The organism is Saprospiraceae bacterium (assembly GCA_016710235.1).
Taxonomy (GTDB): Bacteria; Bacteroidota; Bacteroidia; order Chitinophagales; family Saprospiraceae; genus Vicinibacter.
Genome location: JADJLG010000001.1, coordinates 281968 through 302862, shown reverse-complemented (window position 1 = coordinate 302862; position 20895 = coordinate 281968). Strand labels below are relative to the sequence as shown.

24 protein-coding genes are annotated in these 20895 nt (G+C 36.4%); 4 read left to right on the top strand and 20 right to left on the bottom strand.

All coding sequences use genetic code 11. The annotated features are described in order from the left end of the window. Window positions 1-5 precede the first annotated feature (5 nt). The 20 genes from IPI99_01345 to IPI99_01250 all read right to left on the bottom strand — a co-directional run bounded on the left by IPI99_01345 (window position 6) and on the right by IPI99_01250 (window position 15185). Window positions 6-200, bottom strand: coding sequence for a hypothetical protein (locus tag IPI99_01345; GenBank protein MBK7339153.1), 195 nt, complete (start codon window positions 198-200; stop codon window positions 6-8). A gap of 202 nt (window positions 201-402) precedes the next feature. After that, entirely contained in the window at window positions 403-759 is a 357-nt protein-coding gene (locus tag IPI99_01340; protein ID MBK7339152.1) for a hypothetical protein, read from the bottom strand. Window positions 760-763: 4 nt separating this feature from the next. Beyond that, complete coding sequence (locus tag IPI99_01335; GenBank protein ID MBK7339151.1) at window positions 764-1186, bottom strand: hypothetical protein; 423 nt, start codon at window positions 1184-1186, stop codon at window positions 764-766. 56 nt (window positions 1187-1242) lie between these two features. Further along, entirely contained in the window at window positions 1243-1890 is a 648-nt protein-coding gene (locus IPI99_01330; GenBank protein MBK7339150.1) for a hypothetical protein, read from the bottom strand. Window positions 1891-1902: 12 nt separating this feature from the next. Continuing rightward, window positions 1903-3744, bottom strand: coding sequence for a hypothetical protein (locus IPI99_01325; GenBank protein ID MBK7339149.1), 1842 nt, complete (start codon window positions 3742-3744; stop codon window positions 1903-1905). Window positions 3745-3763: 19 nt separating this feature from the next. Further along, window positions 3764-3958, bottom strand: coding sequence for a hypothetical protein (locus tag IPI99_01320; GenBank protein ID MBK7339148.1), 195 nt, complete (start codon window positions 3956-3958; stop codon window positions 3764-3766). Between the two features lie 264 nt (window positions 3959-4222). Next, window positions 4223-4699, bottom strand: a complete 477-nt coding sequence (locus tag IPI99_01315; GenBank protein MBK7339147.1) for a hypothetical protein — start codon at window positions 4697-4699, stop codon at window positions 4223-4225. A gap of 838 nt (window positions 4700-5537) precedes the next feature. Beyond that, window positions 5538-6095 (bottom strand): hypothetical protein, encoded by a 558-nt coding sequence (locus IPI99_01310; GenBank protein MBK7339146.1) that lies wholly within the window; start codon window positions 6093-6095, stop codon window positions 5538-5540. A 3-nt stretch (window positions 6096-6098) separates the two neighbouring features. Further along, complete coding sequence (locus IPI99_01305; protein ID MBK7339145.1) at window positions 6099-7853, bottom strand: DUF2380 domain-containing protein; 1755 nt, start codon at window positions 7851-7853, stop codon at window positions 6099-6101. Between the two features lie 556 nt (window positions 7854-8409). Next, window positions 8410-9174, bottom strand: coding sequence for a DUF1911 domain-containing protein (locus IPI99_01300; GenBank protein MBK7339144.1), 765 nt, complete (start codon window positions 9172-9174; stop codon window positions 8410-8412). 3 nt (window positions 9175-9177) lie between these two features. After that, window positions 9178-10368 carry a hypothetical protein gene (locus tag IPI99_01295; protein ID MBK7339143.1) on the bottom strand — a complete coding sequence of 397 codons (1191 nt, stop codon included), beginning with the start codon at window positions 10366-10368 and terminating at the stop codon, window positions 9178-9180. Beyond that, a complete protein-coding gene (locus tag IPI99_01290) occupies window positions 10316-11080 on the bottom strand; it encodes a hypothetical protein (protein MBK7339142.1) in 765 nt (254 codons plus the stop codon). The genes IPI99_01295 and IPI99_01290 overlap by 53 nt, the downstream gene beginning before the upstream one ends. 478 nt (window positions 11081-11558) lie before the next feature. Next, complete coding sequence (locus IPI99_01285) at window positions 11559-12035, bottom strand: hypothetical protein (protein MBK7339141.1); 477 nt, start codon at window positions 12033-12035, stop codon at window positions 11559-11561. Between the two features lie 3 nt (window positions 12036-12038). Further along, complete coding sequence (locus tag IPI99_01280) at window positions 12039-12299, bottom strand: hypothetical protein (protein MBK7339140.1); 261 nt, start codon at window positions 12297-12299, stop codon at window positions 12039-12041. A 933-nt stretch (window positions 12300-13232) separates the two neighbouring features. After that, window positions 13233-13424: a hypothetical protein gene (locus IPI99_01275; protein ID MBK7339139.1), complete on the bottom strand. Its 192-nt coding sequence runs from the start codon at window positions 13422-13424 to the stop codon at window positions 13233-13235. Between the two features lie 3 nt (window positions 13425-13427). After that, window positions 13428-13637 (bottom strand): hypothetical protein, encoded by a 210-nt coding sequence (locus IPI99_01270; protein MBK7339138.1) that lies wholly within the window; start codon window positions 13635-13637, stop codon window positions 13428-13430. A 65-nt stretch (window positions 13638-13702) separates the two neighbouring features. Beyond that, on the bottom strand, window positions 13703-13936 hold the full coding sequence (locus tag IPI99_01265) for a hypothetical protein (protein ID MBK7339137.1): 234 nt from the start codon (window positions 13934-13936) through the stop codon (window positions 13703-13705). A gap of 18 nt (window positions 13937-13954) precedes the next feature. Next, complete coding sequence (locus IPI99_01260) at window positions 13955-14128, bottom strand: hypothetical protein (GenBank protein ID MBK7339136.1); 174 nt, start codon at window positions 14126-14128, stop codon at window positions 13955-13957. 159 nt (window positions 14129-14287) lie between these two features. Further along, entirely contained in the window at window positions 14288-14725 is a 438-nt protein-coding gene (locus IPI99_01255; GenBank protein ID MBK7339135.1) for a hypothetical protein, read from the bottom strand. A gap of 22 nt (window positions 14726-14747) precedes the next feature. Next, complete coding sequence (locus IPI99_01250; protein MBK7339134.1) at window positions 14748-15185, bottom strand: hypothetical protein; 438 nt, start codon at window positions 15183-15185, stop codon at window positions 14748-14750. A 275-nt stretch (window positions 15186-15460) separates the two neighbouring features. Between IPI99_01250 and IPI99_01245 the strand changes: the two genes are divergently transcribed. From IPI99_01245 to IPI99_01230, 4 genes are all read left to right on the top strand, one after another. After that, window positions 15461-16651, top strand: coding sequence for a hypothetical protein (locus IPI99_01245; GenBank protein MBK7339133.1), 1191 nt, complete (start codon window positions 15461-15463; stop codon window positions 16649-16651). Window positions 16652-16660: 9 nt separating this feature from the next. Continuing rightward, complete coding sequence (locus IPI99_01240; protein ID MBK7339132.1) at window positions 16661-18097, top strand: hypothetical protein; 1437 nt, start codon at window positions 16661-16663, stop codon at window positions 18095-18097. Window positions 18098-18100: 3 nt separating this feature from the next. Beyond that, the gene (lpdA, locus tag IPI99_01235; GenBank protein ID MBK7339131.1) at window positions 18101-19504 is read left to right on the top strand and encodes a dihydrolipoyl dehydrogenase; all 1404 of its coding nucleotides are present in this window, start codon (window positions 18101-18103) and stop codon (window positions 19502-19504) included. A 471-nt stretch (window positions 19505-19975) separates the two neighbouring features. Further along, a complete protein-coding gene (locus IPI99_01230; GenBank protein ID MBK7339130.1) occupies window positions 19976-20878 on the top strand; it encodes a hypothetical protein in 903 nt (300 codons plus the stop codon). The last annotated feature ends 17 nt before the right edge of the window (window positions 20879-20895 follow it).

The window sequence follows — 20895 nt, the reverse complement described above, 5'->3', positions numbered from 1 at the left end:
GATGTTTAATTATTGATTTTGATCGTCCGGTACACGTTTACGCCTGCAAATGGAATTTTGTAATTCAGATCCAAATACAATGTATGATCTGAATCAATAGTGAATTCGAATTCTTCAGACCAAAGGAAGGCTATTCGGTTTCCAAAATTCTTTGCAATTACGTCTTCAGGAAGATTTAATCCATGTGCTGTGCCATCCATAACAACCTATGATACCTTGGCAAAACTTACAAACTAAATACTATGGTGCTCTTTAAACTTGTACTGATTACTTAAGGGCTATTATACTTTGGTCTTCTAGTAAATACTATCAAATTCCTGACCAATCCATGGAGCATGGATAATGCTTTCCTAATATAGCTCACTTGAAAACTGCACCTACAAGGGGATCGTTTAGTACATTTTAGTTGAGTTCTGCAATTAAATTCATTGGGTATTCTAAAATAATAAAGCCGCCTTTTTTGCTATTAAGAACAATATCAATTTTCTGAGTTATTAAAACGGGATAATTTTTGGGATAATTTGTTGACTCGAATTTTATTTCTTCATTTAATTGGATCAGGATTCCATTTTCAGAATTGCAAACCAAATCAAAAAATATTTTCTCACTTTTAGTATAAACTATTTTATCCAAATTGCTTATGTCAAAACCGCTATGTTTAAACTTGGTACAAATAATTTTCATTATCAGATGACTCTCATCATGACCAATTACTTTAAGACCATCAACTTTAACACTGATACCTTGGATGCTGATCATTGATTTAAAAGAATTGATACCATTTTTTCTTATTCAGTGGCTCTGATTTTTTATTCGGTCTATAGATGATTCCTTCCTGGTCATCAAAAACTACAAGATTATATTTATTTGCCGTTTTTACTAATTGTGGCATCACCTCTTCAACATATCCTGAACTTATTCCAAGTACTGACATTTCACTATGCACACTTGTAGTTGGATCGTCTAACCAAATATCATCATCAAATACTTCTTCATCTTCTATTGAATCAAGTCTAGATTTTTGCATTGGATATTCCTGCAACATTTCTTCTAGAAATTTCTGCAGTATTGGATCAGGTGTATTTTTATCATCGTGATAGCGCTCGTACATTTCCCAATTTTGCTTCCAAGCTATGTCATCATCTGATGAAATTACATTTTTCGTTATAGATATTACAAAACTCATATTGAATCAGTTTGACAAATAAATACAAATTTAATATATATTCTTTAAGTGTCATATTATTCTAAATTTATATTGGGATCATATTGATTTAATGCATTCTTTAGATTATTATAATAGTCGATTCCGGCTTGTTCTGTGGCCTTTGATCGATAATTGTTAAAGATATCTTTAAACTCAGGATGCTTAGAAATATATGCGAGTATTATTTCTTGATACGGGTATAAACTTAAATTATATATATTTTTCCCATTTGATCGAAAGACTAAATTAGCACATTTTTCTACCGATGAATTGGCCAAATAGAAATCTTCTACAATATTCCAATTTGATTTAAGATGTGTTGCCATATCTATCAATTGCTTTTCTGTAGAGAAGTGATCTTCTGAATTTCTATCTTGTTTATATAAACCTAATTTGGATCCATTTATGGCATAAACACTCCGGTATCTCCAGTTATCTTTTGGATTTTTTATAAAGAGGTTATAGATATCAGAATAGACGACAAATTTTACTCCGACATAATAACTAAACTCAAACCAAGGCCCACTCAAATAGGTTACATTAAAGCTAAATTCACTATGGCCTTCAGCAACTTCTCTTCTATACTCCATATCTTTTGGAAAATATTCAAATCCTCTTTCTAGTAAAAAATCATGGACTTCTATCTTAAACCTCATGTAAATATCTCTTCTAGTCTTTTTCATTATTATTACAATTTATTTAAAAATAAGGGGAGGAATTAAATCATTATTAACATCGTTGGTGACAACTTTAATTTTATTTGATATCAATATTTCATCTCCCTTGAAATATGTTTCGCCTCCGATTTTTGTATCATACTCCAATTTTACCACTTTATTTCCATTTGAGTTAGCTATTTTGGGAAAAGCCACTTTTTGGTTGGTGGTATATTTCAATCCTTCAGTATACTCTCCATTTTCCAATTCATATTTTGTGCCAGATTTATGTTTTGCTTCAATAATTTCAAAAATTATAGGTGGACCTTTTTGAGTAATTTTTAAACCATCAGGTTTAATTACTGTACCATCAACATTCAAAGAAACTTGTCGTGCATCTACTTTATAAATATCCATTACTTTATCTTCATGTTGCTGCCATAATAGGTTGCGTACCTTAACAACATCCTCTGCATCAACTTTCGTGCCATCGGGATTCTCTATTTTTACTTTTCCGTCTTCGTAGGTGGCTCTACCTCTTTTTTCGTTGAGGTATTTTCTCAGTTTGGCCATACCTGCAGAGCCGTACTTGTCGATAGCCAAATAAAATTTGCGTAATGGCCCTACAGCCTTCACCAGCTCTCCTATACTCTTCCAGACCTTTCCCCAGGGGACGTAACCCGCTATGGTGGTGATAATATCAACCGCTCCCCAAAATACATTTCCGGCTGCGATGGAACTGGCTGCCTCAACAAGGCTTTGCAGGTCAGAGAGCTTCGGCATGAGTACAGCAAATGCTATGGTGGCAGCTACTCCAACCAGGACGTAACAAATTAATTGTATGTCTTCGCGACTTAGTTTTCTGATTGTATTTAAGAAGCTTTCAAACTGGCCGGCTATCTGACAGGTTATCTCTGATAGGGCAGCAAGTGGTTCAATCAAGAAATCGATAGCATTCAATTGGGAACCAAAGGCAAGACCTCCGCATTCTTCGTATAAGCTGTTAAAAATAGTATGGTACTTTGCTTTTTTCTGATCATATTGAAACAAGTAATCACTTAGTCCTCCTGCTCTGAAGTAGTATTCTAAATCCAGGGAGCCTCTGATTTTAATCCTGTTAAAGTAAAGAGAATAAGCATCCTTGGCCATTAGCATAGCCGTTTTGATCATTGCCTTTTTTACTTCTTTTGAACTATGTAGTTGTACAGGGTTGTTGTACAAATTGTAAGCCTTACAAACTATTTCATCATGAGATTTAAAAAACTTAAGGTCATCATTGGTAAAATTGAGTTGGGGTAAAAAATCCGATGGCACATTGCACATAATGCCGCTACACATTTCTCCCGTAAAGCCAGATATGCCGGCGTAACAGCAGCTATCGGTCATATACTTGAAGTAATCCCTCAGATCGGTCGTGGCCTTAGCGAGATTGGTGATATAAGTGGTAGGGCCTGTGTTTTCGTTATTCAGCAGATTCTCGAGTTGCTGAGCCTTGATATCTACATCTTCCTGTGACAGACAGTTGGCTACTAAGGGTATCTTGAGCTTGACGGTAAATCGATTGAGCACGCCTTCCGGATTGCTTTCTTTTCCGACAAGGAGGAAGTATGGACTTTCGCTCGCGGCTTGTGTCTCTGCGTTGGCCATGATCTCTTCTGTGAGGCCTTGCTCACCGTTATGGATATAGTACCCGAAGTCAATGACTTTGAAGGATCGGTAGATTTCGGGCAGGGCTGCATTGGCTTCATCGGCCAATGTCGCTATGTTGCCCGTCCCCGTATTGTATCCTGACATATCTGCCAGTTGGACATAGTTGGATTGAGCTATGACCAAGTTCCGGCACAGCAGCACCAGAAAGAGGTGAAGAATGATATTTTTCATGATGTTTCTGTTGAGATGTTTAATTATTGATTTTGATCGTCCGGTACACGTTTACGCCTGCAAATGGAATTTTGTAATTCAGATCCAAATACAATGTATGATCTGAATCAATAGTGAATTCGAATTCTTCAGACCAAAGGAAGGCTATTCGGTTTCCAAAATTCTTTGCAATTACGTCTTCAGGAAGATTTGATCCATGTGCTGTGCCATCCATAACAACCTATGATACCTTGGCAAAACTTACAAACTAAATACTATGGTGATCTTTAAACTTGTACTGATTACTTAAGGGCTATTGTACTTTGGTCTTCTAGAAAATACTATCAAATTCCTGACCAATCCATGGAGTATGGATAATGCTTTCCTAATATAGCTCACTTGAAAACTGAACCTATCGAGGTATTAAGTAAGCGATATGAAATTCACATAGTATTAGAAGCATAATAAATATAAGCTGTTAGCGTATTTATTATGAATTTTATACAGAGTCTGTTAACTCAAGATCATATAATGGCAATTCAGTAACTATCGCAGTTATTTCATGTTCAAGGACATCGTTTATGTTTTGAATAAAAAGTCCTTCATTGTTTATATAGAAAATATATTTAAATGGAACTTCACATTTTTCGCCCATTAAAATAGCATCATCATCAGTACAAATTGTTAAACCTGTTTTGAACAAGTCTTTTACTTTTGAACCAATTCCAATGCCATGTATTGTTTTACCTTTATACTTACCAAAGTAAACAGTTCTAAAAATGATGCCAGATGCTATATTAATCGAAACACGAATTGAGCCAAAGAATGATATATTAATCTGGAAACCAAATAGGGATATTTCTTTTTCATCATTTGATGTATCATGAAGAATATCAATAAGACTGCTCATATTTTTTCCTATTTGAAATTCTTTTGTTCCGAAATAGGGATGAATTGTTTTATTTAGTAAGTCCATATAATTTAATTTTTTAAGACCTTTCCTGTAGGCCCATCTATGATTTTTGAATTCTCAAATCTCCACTCGTCGCCATAGTTTTTTACATCTATAACTTTCGTATTTTTACCTGTAAATTTCACTATTTCAGCACCTTCTAGTTTATAATATACAGCATTTTCATGTCTGCTGCCCTGGTAATTGAATACTATTGAGCTTTTGCCTGCTTTCCCTCCATCAAATGTATAAAGAACAGCATCTGAATTTCCTTGATATTCAGATTTTTTCCATCCTTTGCTTGTTAAAAGATCATCTAGATCTGTGTGCTTCTTACCCCAAATTTTAGAAGGGTTTTTGAATAACTCTTCTAAGTTTGTAATACCAGCTCTTACAACATCCTCTGCATCAATTTTTGTGCCATCGGGATTGGATATTTTTATTATTCAACCTTAGAGGGTAGAGAGAATCAACATTTTCATCTACCGACCAAGCTTAAACTGTCCGATTTAATTGAAATCTTCCAATGCGAAAATATTGAAAACCAATGGACAAGTATAAAAAATATTTGTGGCATTTCAGTGTTCTTTTAGATTTTGGGATTCTATTTGGAATTGTTATTAAGACTTCTCCACTTTTCAAGCTGTTCTGCCCATTCTTTCATGAACTGATATATTTCTGATGAGGGCACTTCGTTACTACATTCATTATTAATTTAATGGTAGTATTGAATTATTCCTATAATTACAGCAGGTCGCTGTAATTATTAGTTTCCAACTGTAAAGAACTTCAGCAAAAATTATAAATCTATATAGTCTATTCTCTGGTTATTAAATATTGGTTAAGTATATTAACATCTAATTTACATCGGAACAAGAATATCTTTTAAGCTTTTAATTTGTAAATTTGATATCTTCTCCTTTAGTAGTAGTTTGCGGAGATTAGCTGTAATTAATAGTGATAAATTGTTAGATGCCATAAATATATCAGATCCATCCCAGCCATATATTTTTTTATTTGTATAATAATTTGCCCAATTTCCAGAGTATGTGTTTTGAACCGGAATGATATCATAATGATCTTTTAAGCTATCATTACAACGCCCTGTTATTCCTAATATTTTATAGTCTGTCCTAACCTCACCATTTTTTTGCCGCAACTCAGCGTCATATAATTTGAAACCGCTAATTTCATTATCATCTAGTATCCTTTGCAATTTACTTGAAATTAAATATACGAATCCATAGGGACGCAGAATGTCGGTGAAATTTTTTCCTCCGTAATAAGAAAATTGAAATATTCTATTTGAATTATCAACTTTACCATATAAAATTCGCAAACTCATGTCATAATCTATTTCGTCACATTGAAAACAAATGTTACTGTTGTTATCTGAAGTATAAATTTTATAGAAATCCATTGTTTAAAAATTTACTTTAAATCCATAATCCTTCATCAGCTCTCGTCCTTTTTTAAGGACTTGTTCTTTATTTGTAAAGCGATTTTCATCAATCCATTCTTTCCATTTTAAATTATACTCATATGCCTTTTGTTGATGTGCAGGAGTAGGCCACCAAGTGCCATGCACAGGATCATGAATATCAATTCCTTTGGATTGGAAAAATTGTGCCAAATCTGTTTGTTGAGGAAAAACATGATGTGCTTGGGAATTGGCAGGTATTTCATCAGTTAAAATTGCTAAGTTATCCCTAAAATTATCTTTGGTATAAGGCTTTTTAAATACTTTACCAGCTCTTACAACATCCTCTGCATCAATTTTTGTGCCATCGGGATTGGATATTTTTACTTTTCCGTCTTCGTAGGTGGCTCTACCTCTTTTTTCGTTGAGGTATTTTCTCAGTTTGGCCATACCTGCAGAGCCGTACTTGTCTATAGCCAAATAAAATTTGCGTAATGGCCCTACAGCCTTCACCAGCTCTCCTATACTCTTCCAGACCTTTCCCCAGGGGACGTAACCCGCTATGGTGGTGATAATATCAACCGCTCCCCAAAATACATTTCCGGCTGCGATGGAACTGGCTGCCTCTACAAGGCTTTGCAGGTCAGAGAGCTTCGGCATGAGTACAGCAAATGCTATGGTGGCAGCTACTCCAACCAGGACGTAACAAATTAATTGTATGTCTTCGCGACTTAGTTTTCTGATTGTATTTAAGAAGCTTTCAAACTGGCCGGCTATCTGACAGGTTATCTCTGATAGGGCAGCAAGTGGTTCAATCAAGAAATCGATAGCATTCAATTGGGAACCAAAGGCAAGACCTCCGCATTCTTCGTATAAGCTGTTAAAAATAGTATGGTACTTTGCTTTTTTCTGATCATATTGAAACAAGTAATCACTTAGTCCTCCTGCTCTGAAGTAGTATTCTAAATCCAGGGAGCCTCTGATTTTAATCCTGTTAAAGTAAAGAGAATAAGCATCCTTGGCCATAAGCATAGCCGTTTTGATCATTGCCTTTTTTACTTCTTTTGAACTATGTAGTTGTACAGGGTTGTTGTACAAATTGTAAGCCTTACAAACTATTTCATCATGAGATTTAAAAAACTTAAGGTCATCATTGGTAAAATTGAGTTGGGGTAAAAAATCCGATGGCACATTGCACATAATGCCGCTACACATTTCTCCCGTAAAGCCAGATATGCCGGCGTAACAGCAGCTATCGGTCATATACTTGAAGTAATCCCTCAGATCGGCCGTGGCCTTAGCGAGATTGGTGATATAAGTGGTAGGGCCTGTGTTTTCGTTATTCAGCAGATTCTCGAGTTCCTGAGCCTTGATATCTACATCTTCCTGTGACAGACAGTTGGCTACTAAGGGTATCTTGAGCTTGACGGTAAATCGATTGAGCACGCCTTCCGGATTGCTTTCTTTTCCGACAAGGAGGAAGTATGGACTTTCGCTCGCGGCTTGTGTCTCTGCGTTGGCCATGATCTCTTCTGTGAGGCCTTGCTCACCGTTATGGATATAGTACCCGAAGTCAATGACTTTGAAGGATCGGTAGATTTCGGGCAGGGCTGCATTGGCTTCATCGGCCAATGTCGCTATGTTGCCCGTCCCCGTATTGTATCCTGACATATCTGCCAGTTGGACATAGTTGGATTGAGCTATGACCAAGTTCCGGCACAGCAGCACCAGAAAGAGGTGAAGAATGATATTTTTCATGATGTTTCTGTTGAGATGTTTAATTATTGATTTTGATCGTCCGGTACACGTTAACGCCTGCAAATGGAATTTTGTAATTCAGATCCAAATACAATGTATGATCTGAATCAATAGTGAATTCGAATTCTTCAGACCAAAGGAAGGCTATTCGGTTTCCAAAATAATATGTAATTACATCTAACGGTTTTTTATTTCCATTTGACTTGCCATCTATAACAACCTATGATACCTTGGCAAAACTTACAAACTAAATACTATGGTGATCTTTAAACTTGTACTGATTACTTAAGGGCTATTGTACTTTGGTCTTCTAGAAAATACTATCAAATTCTTGACCAATCCATGGAGCATGGATAATGCTTTCCTAATATAGTTCACTTGAAAACTGCACCTACAAGTGGATCGTGTAGTACTTTTTAGTTGAGTTCAGCCTCGTTTAAAATCGTGACTCAGTCTTGCATCGCCTCTGCCTTACAGCGACCTCCGATGAACAAGGGAATTAATTATCATGCTAAATGTCTGACCTTTTTGATACAAATATTGAAAAAAACGGGTGTTATTCCGTTTCAAAAAGAACCAAATCTTTTGGGTAATACTGGCAATCTATAAAGCTACTATCTTCCAAACCCATTATTTTTACCACTGCTGCAGTTTCAAAACTCCAATAACCACAATATATATCATGTTTACTTTTATGACTATTATACCAACCAGCTTCTTTATGATTTGTGTACCAAACTTTGGTAATAAATTCTTGTACTAATTTTTCAGCTTTAGTTTTGTCCGTTTCATTAATGGCTAGACGTAGCTTTTCAAAAGTATGCTTTACATGGAAAAAAGTTTGGTAGCTTTCTTCTAATATTGCCTCCCTATTTTTGAACTTTGCTCTAATGATAAATTCATATAAATAATCTTTTACTCCATCTCGGTCTATTACTTCAACTAATTTTAGAAAATCCTCATTAAGTACATTTAATAAATGGCTTAATGATAACAATGATAACATTTCTTCGTAACCAGATAAGGTATATTGATTTAATTTTTTACCGTTAAAATTGTAATTCCAAAAGCCGTCCCAACTTTCATTGCATATTTTAATACATTTTTGTAAATCTTCTTTTAAACTGTTTAAGTCATAGTTATTGGAATATTTGCATTGTATCAAACAAATATAATCTTGTACTATTCCACGCTTTACATAATTAATTCTTTCTTGAGGTGTGGTTCCAATTTCGATCCAGTTCAATTGGGTTTCAATACTCTCATTAAAGGTATTAATCATTTTATCAAAATAAGCCTTATTTTTTAATTTGTCTCTCATTTTTTAAGGGTTAAAGTTTCCAATTACATTAGCGGCTGCATCCATCTCTTTATAGACGATTGTTCCATCGGGTGCTGCTTCAGCCAATATTCTTCTGTAACCGGAATTTCTTATTGCATTTACAGTAGGTTGATCTCCTACAGCAATTCTCAATCTATTGCTTCCGTTGATCCAAGGATCACTCATTTGCTTTCCATCTGCAGCGTAATTTAAAGTCGCTGTGCCTTTGTATTTTGCTTCCACTATATAATAATGACCATTTTTTTCAAAAACTCCATCGATACCTTTTTCACCCCAACCATCATTTATTGAGGTTTTTCTAGAATGCAATGGTTTAAACCCTTTTTCAGTTAAAGCTACATCAGAGCTAATCTCTCCAAAAGCACCTTTGGCATTAGAAGAAGCTTTAGAAATAATATTTTTGTTTTTTTCAACTACAGATTTTTGAAGATTATAAATATCATCCAAAATCTTACTTGCTCTTACAACATCCTCTGCATCAATTTTTGTGCCATCGGGATTGGATATTTTTACTTTTCCGTCTTCGTAGGTGGCTCTACCTCGTTTTTCGTTGAGGTATTTTCTCAGTTTGGCCATACCTGCAGAGCCGTACTTGTCGATAGCCAAATAAAATTTACGTAATGGCCCTACAGCCTTCACCAGCTCTCCTATACTCTTCCAGACCTTTCCCCAGGGGACGTAACCCGCTATGGTGGTGATAATATCAACCGCTCCCCAAAATACATTTCCGGCTGCGATGGAACTGGCTGCCTCTACAAGGCTTTGCAGGTCAGAGAGCTTCGGCATGAGTACAGCAAATGCTATGGTGGCAGCTACTCCAACCAGGACGTAACAAATTAATTGTATGTCTTCGCGACTTAGATTTCTGATTGTATTTAAGAAGCTTTCAAACTGTCCGGCTATCTGACAGGTTATCTCTGATAGGGCAGCAAGTGGTTCAATCAAGAAATCAATAGCATTCAATTGGGAACCAAAGGCAAGACCACCGCATTCTTCGTATAAGCTGTTAAAAATAGTATGGTACTTTGCTTTTTTCTGATCATATTGAAACAAGTAATCACTTAGTCCTCCTGCTCTGAAGTAGTATTCTAAATCCAGGGAGCCTCTGATTTTAATCCTGTTAAAGTAAAGAGAATAAGCATCCTTGGCCATAAGCATAGCCGTTTTGATCATTGCCTTTTTTACTTCTTTTTGAACTATGTAGTTTTACAGGGTTGTTGTACAAATTGTAAGCCTTACAAACTATTTCATCATGAGATTTAAAAAACTTAAGGTCATCATTGGTAAAATTGAATTGGGCTAAAAAATCCGATGGCACATTGCACATAATGCCGCTACACATTTCTCCCGTAAAGCCAGATATGCCGGCGTAACAGCAGCTATCGGTCATATACCTGAAGTAATCCCTCAGATCGGCCGTGGCCTTAGCGAGATTGGTGATATAAGTAGTAGGGCCTGTGTTTTCGTTATTCAGCAGATTCTCGAGTTCCTGAGCCTTGATATCTACATCTTCCTGTGACAGACAGTTGGCTACTAAGGGTATCTTGAGCTTGACGGTAAATCGATTGAGCACGCCTTCCGGATTGCTTTCTTTTCCGACAAGGAGGAAGTATGGACTTTCGCTCGCAGCTTGTGTCTCTGCGTTGGCCATGATCTCTTCTGTGAGGCCTTGCTCACCGTTATGGATATAGTACCCGAAGTCAATGACTTTGAAGGATCGGTAGATTTCGGGCAGGGCTGCATTGGCTTCATCGGCCAATGTCGCTATGTTGCCCGTCCCCGTATTGTATCCTGACATATCTGCCAGTTGGACATAGTTGGATTGAGCTATGACCAAGTTCCGGCACAGCAGCACCAGGGAGAGGTGAAGAATGATATTTTTCATGATGTTTCTGTTGAGATGTTTAATTATTGATTTTGATCGTCCGGTACACGTTAACGCCTGCAAATGGAATTTTGTAATTCAGATCCAAATACAATGTATGATCTGAATCAATAGTGAATTCGAATTCTTCAGACCAAAGGAAGGCTATTCGGTTTCCAAAATAATATGTAATTACATCTAACGGTTTTTTATTTCCATTTGACTTGCCATCTATAACAACCTATGATACCTTGGCAAAACTTACAAACTAAATACTATGGTGATCTTTAAACTTGTACTGATTACTTAAGGGCTATTGTACTTTGGTCTTCTAGAAAATACTATCAAATTCTTGACCAATCCATGGAGCATGGATAATGCTTTCCTAATATAGTTCACTTGAAAACTGCACCTTTCGAGGTATTAAGTAAGCGATATGAAATTCACATAGTATTAGCAGCATAATAAATATAAGCTGATAGCGTAATTATTATGAATTTTATACAGAGTCTGTTAACTCAAGATCATATAATGGCAATTCAGTAACTATCGCAGTTATTTCATGTTCAAGGACATCGTTTATGTTTTGAATAAAAAGTCCTTCATTGTTTATATAGAAAATATATTTAAATGGAGCTTCACATTTTTCGCCCATTAAAATAGCATCATCATCAGTACAAATTGTAAAACCTGTTTTGAACAAGTCTTTTACTTTTGAACCAATTCCAATGCCATGTATTGTTTTACCTGAATAAATTCCGAAGAAGGAAATACTAAAAATACATCCAGTTGAGATATTTATAGAAACTGTTACAGCATTATATAAGGTAATAAATATTTGATTATAAGTAAGTTCTATTTTTCTATTTTCAATTGAAATGTTTTTAAGAAAATTATTTAAAATATACATATGTGCACCTACACGAAAATTTTTTGTTCCAAGAAACGGATGAATTGTATCATTTAAAAAGTCCATAAATCAATATTTTAATATTTTACCTGTTGGTCCATCAATTATTCTAGAGGTTTCTTTATCATAAGAGCCATAAGTTCTTTTATCAATAACTTTCGTATTTTTACCTGTAAATTTCACTATTTCCGCCCCTTCTAGTTTATAATATACAGCATTTTCATGTCTGCTGCCCTGGTAATTGAATACTATTGAGCTTTTGCCTGCTTTCCCTCCATCAAATGTATAAAGCACAGCATCTGAATTTCCTTGATATTCAGATTTTTCCATCCTTTGCTTGTTAAAAGATCATCTAGATCTGTGTGCTTCTTACCCCAAATTTTAGAAGGGTTTTTGAATAACTCTTCTAAGTTTGTAATACCAGCTCTTACAACATCCTCTGCATCAATTTTTGTGCCATCGGGATTGGATATTTTTATTATTCAACCTTAGAGGGTAGAGAGAATCAACATTCTCATCTACCGACCAAGCTTAAACTGTCCGATTTAATTGAAATCTTCCAATGCGAAAATATTGAAAACCAATGGACAAGTATAAAAAATATTTGTGGCATTTCAGTGTTCTTTTAGATTTTGGGATTCTATTTGGAATTGTTATTAAGACTTCTCCACTTTTCAAGCTGTTCTGCCCATTCTTTCATGAACTGATATATTTCTGATGAGGGCACTTCGTTACTACATTCATTATTAATTTAATGGTAGTATTGAATTATTCCTATAATTACAGCAGGTCGCTGTAATTATTAATTTCCAACTGTAAAGAACTTCAGCAAAAATTATAAATCTATATAGTCTATTCTCTGGTTTTTAAATATTGGTTAAGTATATTAACATCTAATTTACATCGGAACAAGAATATCTTTTAAGCTCTCAATTTGTAAATTTGATATCTTCTCCTTTAATAGTAGTTTTGCGGAGTTTAGCTGTAATTAATAGTGAATAAATTGTTAGATGCCATAAATATATCAGATCCATCCCAGCCATATATTTTTTTATTTGTATAATAATTTGCCCAAATTCCAGAGTATGTGTTTTGAACTGGAATGATATCATAATGATCTTTGTAAGCTATCATTACAACGCCCTGTTATTCCTAATATTTTATAGTCTGTCCTTATTTCCATTTTTTTGCGCAATTCAGCGTCATATAATTTGAAACCGCTAATTTCATTATCATCTAGTATCCTTTGCAATTTACTTGAAATTAAATATACGAATCCATAGGGACGCAGAATGTCGGTGAAATTTTTCCTCCGTAATAAGAAAATTGAAATATTCTATTTGAATTATCAACTTTACCATATAAAATTTGCAAGCTCATGTCATAATCTATTTCGTCACATTGAAAACAAATGTTACTATTGTTATCTGAAGTATAAATTTTATAGAAATCCATTGTTTAAAAATTTACTTTAAATCCATATTCCTTCATCAGTTCTCGTCCTTTTTTAAGGACTTGTTCTTTATTTGTAAAGGCATTTTCATCAATCCATTCTTTCCATTTTAAATTATACTCTATGCCTTTTTGTTGATGTGCAGGAGTAGGCCACCAAGTGCCATGCAAAGGATCATGAATATCAATTCCTTTGGATTGGAAAAATTGTGCCAAATCTGTTTGTTGAGGAAAAACATGATGTGCTTGGGAATTGGCAGGTATTTCATCAGTTAAAATTGCTAAGTTATCCCTAAAATTATCTTTGGTATAAGGCTTTTAAATACTTTAGCAACTCTTACAACATCCTCTGCATCAATTTTTGTGCCATCGGGATTGGATATTTTTACTTTTCCGTCTTCGTAGGTGGCTCTACCTCGTTTTTCGTTGAGGTATTTTCTCAGTTTGGCCATACCTGCAGAGCCGTACTTGTCTATAGCCAAATAAAATTTGCGTAATGGCCCTACAGCCTTCACCAGCTCTCCTATACTCTTCTAGACCTTTCCCCAGGGGACGTAACCCGCTATGGTGGTGATAATATCAACCGCTCCCCAAAATACATTTCCGGCTGCGATGGAACTGGCTGCCTCTACAAGGCTTTGCAGGTCAGAGAGCTTCGGCATGAGTACAGCAAATGCTATGGTGGCAGCTACTCCAACCTTGGACAAGTATTGGATATTTAGAATCTAATGTTGGAAGACTTCAAACCAATGACCAAAGCAGGTTGAGGTTCTTTGATGTCCCTTTTCTCTATATTGATATGATTAGAGTGAGAGGCTCCATTTGAGATCAAGTCATGCGATAAATCGCAAATGATTAAGGAAAGTTTACTTTACATACGGATCGTAGGGCGGAGGTTCTAAATGCCAGTATGGAGTTTGAAAAACCTCTTTCAATTTTGGACAGTCCATTGAGTTTAAATAATGTAAATAATTTCTTAATCTTTCGTATAAATCATTGCCCCCATATTCCTCCAATTTCACAGAAATTTCTAACTCTGATGAAATGCCACATAAAGAATACAATATATTGCCCACTGTTAGTTGCTCATCCGAGTTCAAATTTAATACATCTAAATATATTTTCTCATGCCCTTCGGTTACTAATATATTAATAATTTTCCCCGAATGGATATTAGACAATTTAATACTAACAGAAGGGATGTAAGAAAAGTCTTTAAATTTAATAATATGATAATTATATAATAAGCAATTATCAAATGAATTTTCCTCGATAATAATCTTTTTTATTTTCTCTATTTCCATCTTAGTAATTTCTTTTATACATTTACTTATACTTAGGATCCCAAGGGTATGGATCTGAACACCAGTAGGACAGTCGAAAAATTGCTCCCAGTATTGGACTGTTAAATGTGTTCAAATAATGAAAACAGTTTTTTATTCTCTCAGCAATATCATTGCCGCCAAATTGCTCTAATTTGGCATGCATCGATAAATCTGTCGAAATTCCACATGAAAAATACAAAATTCTACCCACTCTAAGTAACTCATAGGTGTTTAAATCGAATATTTCTAATAATATTTTTCCATATCCACCATATATTGTTATATTAATAATTTTACGAGCATGGATATTTGATAAAGTAAAGGTAACGGCAGGGGAATATTGAATATAATTGAAATCAATAATATTATAATTATATAATAAACTATTGAAGTCATTATTTTCATTTAATATAATTTTCTTAATATTCTCTATAACCATCCTAACAATTTTTTTTCTGCATTATAAAATATACTAATTCCTAGACCTAGAGGATCCCCCATATCAATTATTGTATAAGCTTCATCCAGCATTTTTTTAATCCATTGCATATCGGCTTTAAAAAAAGCGGCACCTTAAATTACGGACTTTGTTAGTTTACATAAAACACCAAAATTTTATTGTAGAAATTTCAGTGGATTTTTGATGTAAATATTATAAAGAATTGCGATAATGAAGTGTATTTCTTTAAATGCTGGATTTTTTAAGTTCTTCATATGCTATCTTTGCATGATATGTTGTTTGGTAGCAATACAGAAACTATTCAGGAGCATCCATCAGAACCCTTCGTGGAAGGAGTTCGGCTTTGGTCTGGATCACTGCCCGGTCAGAGTGAATTACTGGATGGCTTTTCAAGCCTGATGGCACAAGGGCGAATGCCCCACTTTCTCGTTTTGGGAGGCCAGACCGGTTGTGGACAGTTGATCGCTGCGCTTAGCATTGCACAGACATTGTTGTGTTCAAATCCGACAGCTCCTTGTGGGCATTGCCGGGCTTGCAAAAGAGTGGGGGACCTCAAACACCAGGATCTGCACATTACATTTCCCACCATAGGCGCAAAAGCGGTTTCACTCGATTTTTATGCTCAATGGCGGGATGCCTTTTTTGAAAACCCCTATATGAATGTCACGGAATGGGTCTCCGTGATAGACAAGGAGGGGAAGCTTCCCAATATCACGGTAGCTGAATGTGAGGCCTTTGAAGAACAATTCAGCATGAAAGCATTCCTTGGGGACAAGAAAGTTTTTGTCATTTGGTTGCCCGAATATTTGGGAAAGGAGGGAAACAAACTTCTTAAAATCCTTGAGGAACCACCCGCAGATAGTTATATTATCATGGCTACTGACAATGAATCTGCTCTACTGCCAACGATCAGATCAAGAGCACAACGCTATCCGATGTATTTGCCTCATGTAGACCATTGCATCGAATATATTGTAAGGTCACAAAATGTCAGCGAGATTGAAGCAAGGACATGTTTGTTGATTGCTGACAATAACCTCGCACAAGCCTTGCATTGGAGCCGGGATACAGAAAGCCCTTATCTGGAATTGACTAAAGCACTTTTTAGGAGTGCATATACCGGGCAAACTGTCGGTATGATGGAATGGGTGGAGAAAGTCAGTACACTCGGACGAGATAAGCAGAATGCTCAACTCAAATACATATTGCAAATGCTTTCTCTGGCATTGAGAATGAAAAATAATGTATTACATCCGGTTGAGTTCCAGAACGATATGCTGGATTATGTGTTTAAACTCTCTAATGGCTTGTCAGAGCCGCAGATCGAAAAAATCTCGGATCTGATTGATGATGCAATCGTGGCGGTCAATCGCAATGCAAACGCAAAGATCCTCATGACAGATTTCATCATTCAATTAGCCGCATGTCTAGTACTTAAAAAATAAATTCTTATTATGGCGTGTACTTCATGCTCAACAGGAAAAAATGGTATGCCCTCGGGCTGTGGAAATAAAGGACACTGTTCAACCGGTGGATGTAATAAGCTCAACACTTTTGACTGGTTGACGACATTAGACATTGAGGATCCGACAGTTTCTAATTATGCAGAAATTAGTTTTAAAAATGGAGCCAGGAAGTCGTTTTACAAACTGCCGGTGTCGTATAGATTTACGACAGGAGATTTGGTTCTGGTAGATACTGGTAGTGGTGGATATGATATCGGTAGAGTGAGCCTCATGGGAGATTTGGTTTTGCTCCAGATGAAACGGAAGAATTATTCCAAGGACAAAGTCATGTATGAGGTCATTCGCCAGGCTAATCCCAGAGATATCGAAAAAATGGAGGAAGCCAGAGCTATGGAAGAACCCGCTCTGGTAAAAGCTCGTGTCATAGCCAGAACGCTCGGTTTGAACATGAAAGTGGGTGATGTAGAATACCAGGCCGACCTCAAGAAGGCTACTTTCTTTTACACTGCGGATGGATGGGTTGATTTTAGGGAATTGGTGAAACAGTATGCGAGAGAGTTTAGAGTAAAAATCGAAATGAGGCAGATTGGAGCACGACAGGAATCCGCTCGAATCGGTGGAATAGGTGCTTGCGGACGGGAACTCTGCTGCTCTACATGGTTGACAGATTTTAAATCGGTAAACACTACTGCTGCCCGATACCAGAATATCGCTATCAACCAATCGAAACTCTCAGGTCAATGTGGCCGACTCAAGTGTTGCCTGAATTATGAGCTGGATCTGTATATTGACGAACTCGATAAGTACCCCTCTGATGTAGAAACACTGAAAGCAAAAAATGGTAGAGCTTCATTAGTCAAAATCGATATTTTCAAAGGCATGATCTATTATCAATATGAACCACTCAAAGGGAGAAGTATAGTGATGCCGCTGAGCCCGGATGAAGTCCGTAGAATAAAATCACTCAACGATCGTGGAGAAATGCCGGATGATATCGTCGCTTCCCAAGAGGAGAAAGCTGATGATGCAGAAGCTGAACAAGGATATGCTGACGTGACAGGAGCCATAGAACTACCTGCTGATAAAAGGAGGAAAAAGAAAAAGAACAAAAACCGCCAGAATAAAAATCCAAATCAAAATCAGGCTGGGCAAACTCAATCCCAACAGCAAAAGCCTCAAAACAAAAACACGCATTCAAATCAAAACAATCCAAGAAATAACGGAGATCAAAACCAGGATACCAAATCAGCAGATTCAAATAAAGGTAATGGTGGCCAAAATCCTAATGAGCGAAGACCGGAACAAAACAGACCAAAAGGACCGCAACCACCTCAACATAAAAATCGGGGGGATCAGCGCCACCACAACAGACCCAACAGAGAGCAAAATCCAAAAGATCCTCCAACGGACAAACCGGTAGAATAAATCATGAAAAAAGTATTAATCATCGGTTCCGGACCCGGAGGGTATGTCTGTGCGATCAGGTGTGCGCAGTTGGGCATGGACGTGACTCTGGTCGAAAAGTATGCTTCGTTGGGAGGAACTTGCCTCAATGAGGGATGTATTCCATCTAAGGCTTTGCTGGATAGCTCCGAACACTACCATTATGCAAAACATCAAATGGAAGTGCATGGTATCCAAGTTTCAGAAGTGAAGCTGGATTTTGCAAAAATGATGGACAGAAAGAAGTCGGTTGTTGAGCAAAATACCAAGGGTATTGAGTTTTTGATGAAGAAAAATAAAATCCATGTAAAGCATGGGTTCGGATCCTTTGTCAATGGTCATACGGTAAGCGTAAAGACTGAAGCAGGATCTGAAGAGCTAATACAGTTCGACTATTGCGTCATTGCGACAGGTTCAAAACCTTTCATTCCCCAAGCTTTTGGGTTTGATGGACATCGGGTGATTAGTTCTACCGAAGCCCTTTGTTTAGAAAAAGTTCCCGGGCATCTCGCGATTGTAGGGGCAGGAGTGATTGGTTTAGAATTGGGTTCAGTGTTCGCTCGGTTGGGATCGAAAGTGAGCATGATTGAGTTTCAGGGTCAAATTTTGCCGGGTATGGATACGGATGCAGCAAAAGAACTTCAGAAAATCCTGCAGGGTTTGGGCATCACTTTTTATCTCCAATCAGAAGTAAAAAGTATCCTTACTCAAGGAGAGCAAGTTGAGCTCAGTTTTACGGTAAAGGGTAAAGAGGACGCTGTCCAAGACATACGAGCAGATTATGCACTCATCGCTATAGGCCGCAGGGCTTATACTGATGGCTTGCAGCTTGAGAATATAGGTTTGAAGTTAGACGCAAAAGGTAAAATTCCTGTGCAAGACAACTGCTGCACTTCAATCCCTCATATTTACGCGATTGGTGATGTCATAGACGGCCCGATGCTGGCGCATAAAGCAGAGGAAGAAGCCGTTTTTGTGGCGGAAACTATAGCAGGACAAAAACCGGTTTTGCACTCACATTTAATACCCGGAGTAGTGTACACCTGGCCGGAATTTGCCTCAATAGGTTATACCGAAAACCAACTCAAAGACCAGGGCAGACAGTACCGAATTGGAAAGTATCCTTTCAAAGCTTTGGGAAGGGCTAGGGCGAGTATGGATACGGATGGATTTGTGAAGGTGCTGAGCGATGCAACGGGAGACGAGGTGTTGGGTGTTCATATCCTGGGTCCAAGGGCCGCAGACCTTATTATGGAAGCCGTTGCAATAATGAACTTCAAAGGTGCTGCGGAAGATATAGCAAGGATTTGTCATCCTCATCCGACATACTCTGAGGCAATCAAAGAGGCGGCCTTAGATGCATGTGGTTTGGGAGCCATTCATAAGTAAGTTTAGACCATAAGTTTAATATATTACTTTCACATTCAATTAATTATTTTTGTGCGGTGAGCAGACTTTTATCTGTTGGTTTAATATTTTTAATTCTTTCCATCGCTTGGAGGGATCTACTCATTTGCGCACAATTTATTATTGAACGTGAAGAGATCTCTTCAAAATGGTGCATCAATAGAAGTAAGCCTTTACTCATGTGTAATGGCAAATGTTTTCTTCAAAAATCATTAAAGACGAGTAAAGAAAACGAAAAAAAGTCCACGGTGAATGGAAGAGTTGACTTTGCCAAGTTCGTTTGTGCTAAATTACCTCAGATTTTTAATCACGTTGATTTTTATATCAAATATAAAGTATATCCCTTTATATATTTTAAACAGATAATTTCTCAAGATTTCCTGCTTTCCATATTTCATCCTCCACAGTTGATTTAATTTAACATAGTTTTATTTATCAGGAAAATTAATAAGTATGAAATTGATTACAATTTCTATCATAGTTATTTTATTCGCTATGACGGAAAAATTATATGCTTGTGATGCCTGTGGATGTAGCATCCATAATTCTGAAATAGGTCTTATTACCGATTTTAAAAAGAATTACTTCAAAATGAGTTTTAGTCGTTTTGGATTTTATTCATTTTCTGAAACCGGTAAGGGTTCAACCGATTTTTTTAATAAAGGCAATTTGTCATTTCGGTTTGGATTGGGTAAAATGAAGAAAATTCATCTTGCAATGCAAGTTCCATACATAGTAAATTCTAGAAAGGGACAAGAAGGATATCAAAGCGTTAAGGGGATTTCTGATGTAAATATGAGTTTGTATTATGAATTAATACCAAACAAATGCTTAGGGTCCGCAGGGAGTCTTTATTTTGAAGTTGGAGCTGGAGCCAGCGCCCCCACAGGATATTATAATGCTCATATACATAATGAAAACTTACCTGAAAATTTTAATATAGGTAAGGGTACATTTTATTTCAACACACAAACGAATTTGGTTTTTAGGTGGAATCAAAGTGGATTAGTATGGAGTAATTTTTTTCAATGGCTTCCAAAAAGTAAAGATGATTATCAATTTGGTAACTCGTTAAGTACACAGCTTACAGTATTCCATGAATTTGGATTAAATAATGTCAAATTCATCCCAAGTACAGGGGTTTATATGGAGTCTGTCGCAAAGGATGTTTTTCCTTCAGGTTTGAGTGTTGTTGAATCTGGTGGAAGATCAATTTTTTGTGGCTTTGGTACAAATATTAAATTTTCAAAATGGATAGCAGGCTTTATTCTATCCAAACCTTTAGTGAATTCTTATGCGAACGAATCCGTCCAAGCAAAACTTAGATGGACCAGTCAGCTTTCTTTTAATTTTTAACAAAAAAAAAGTTTTAT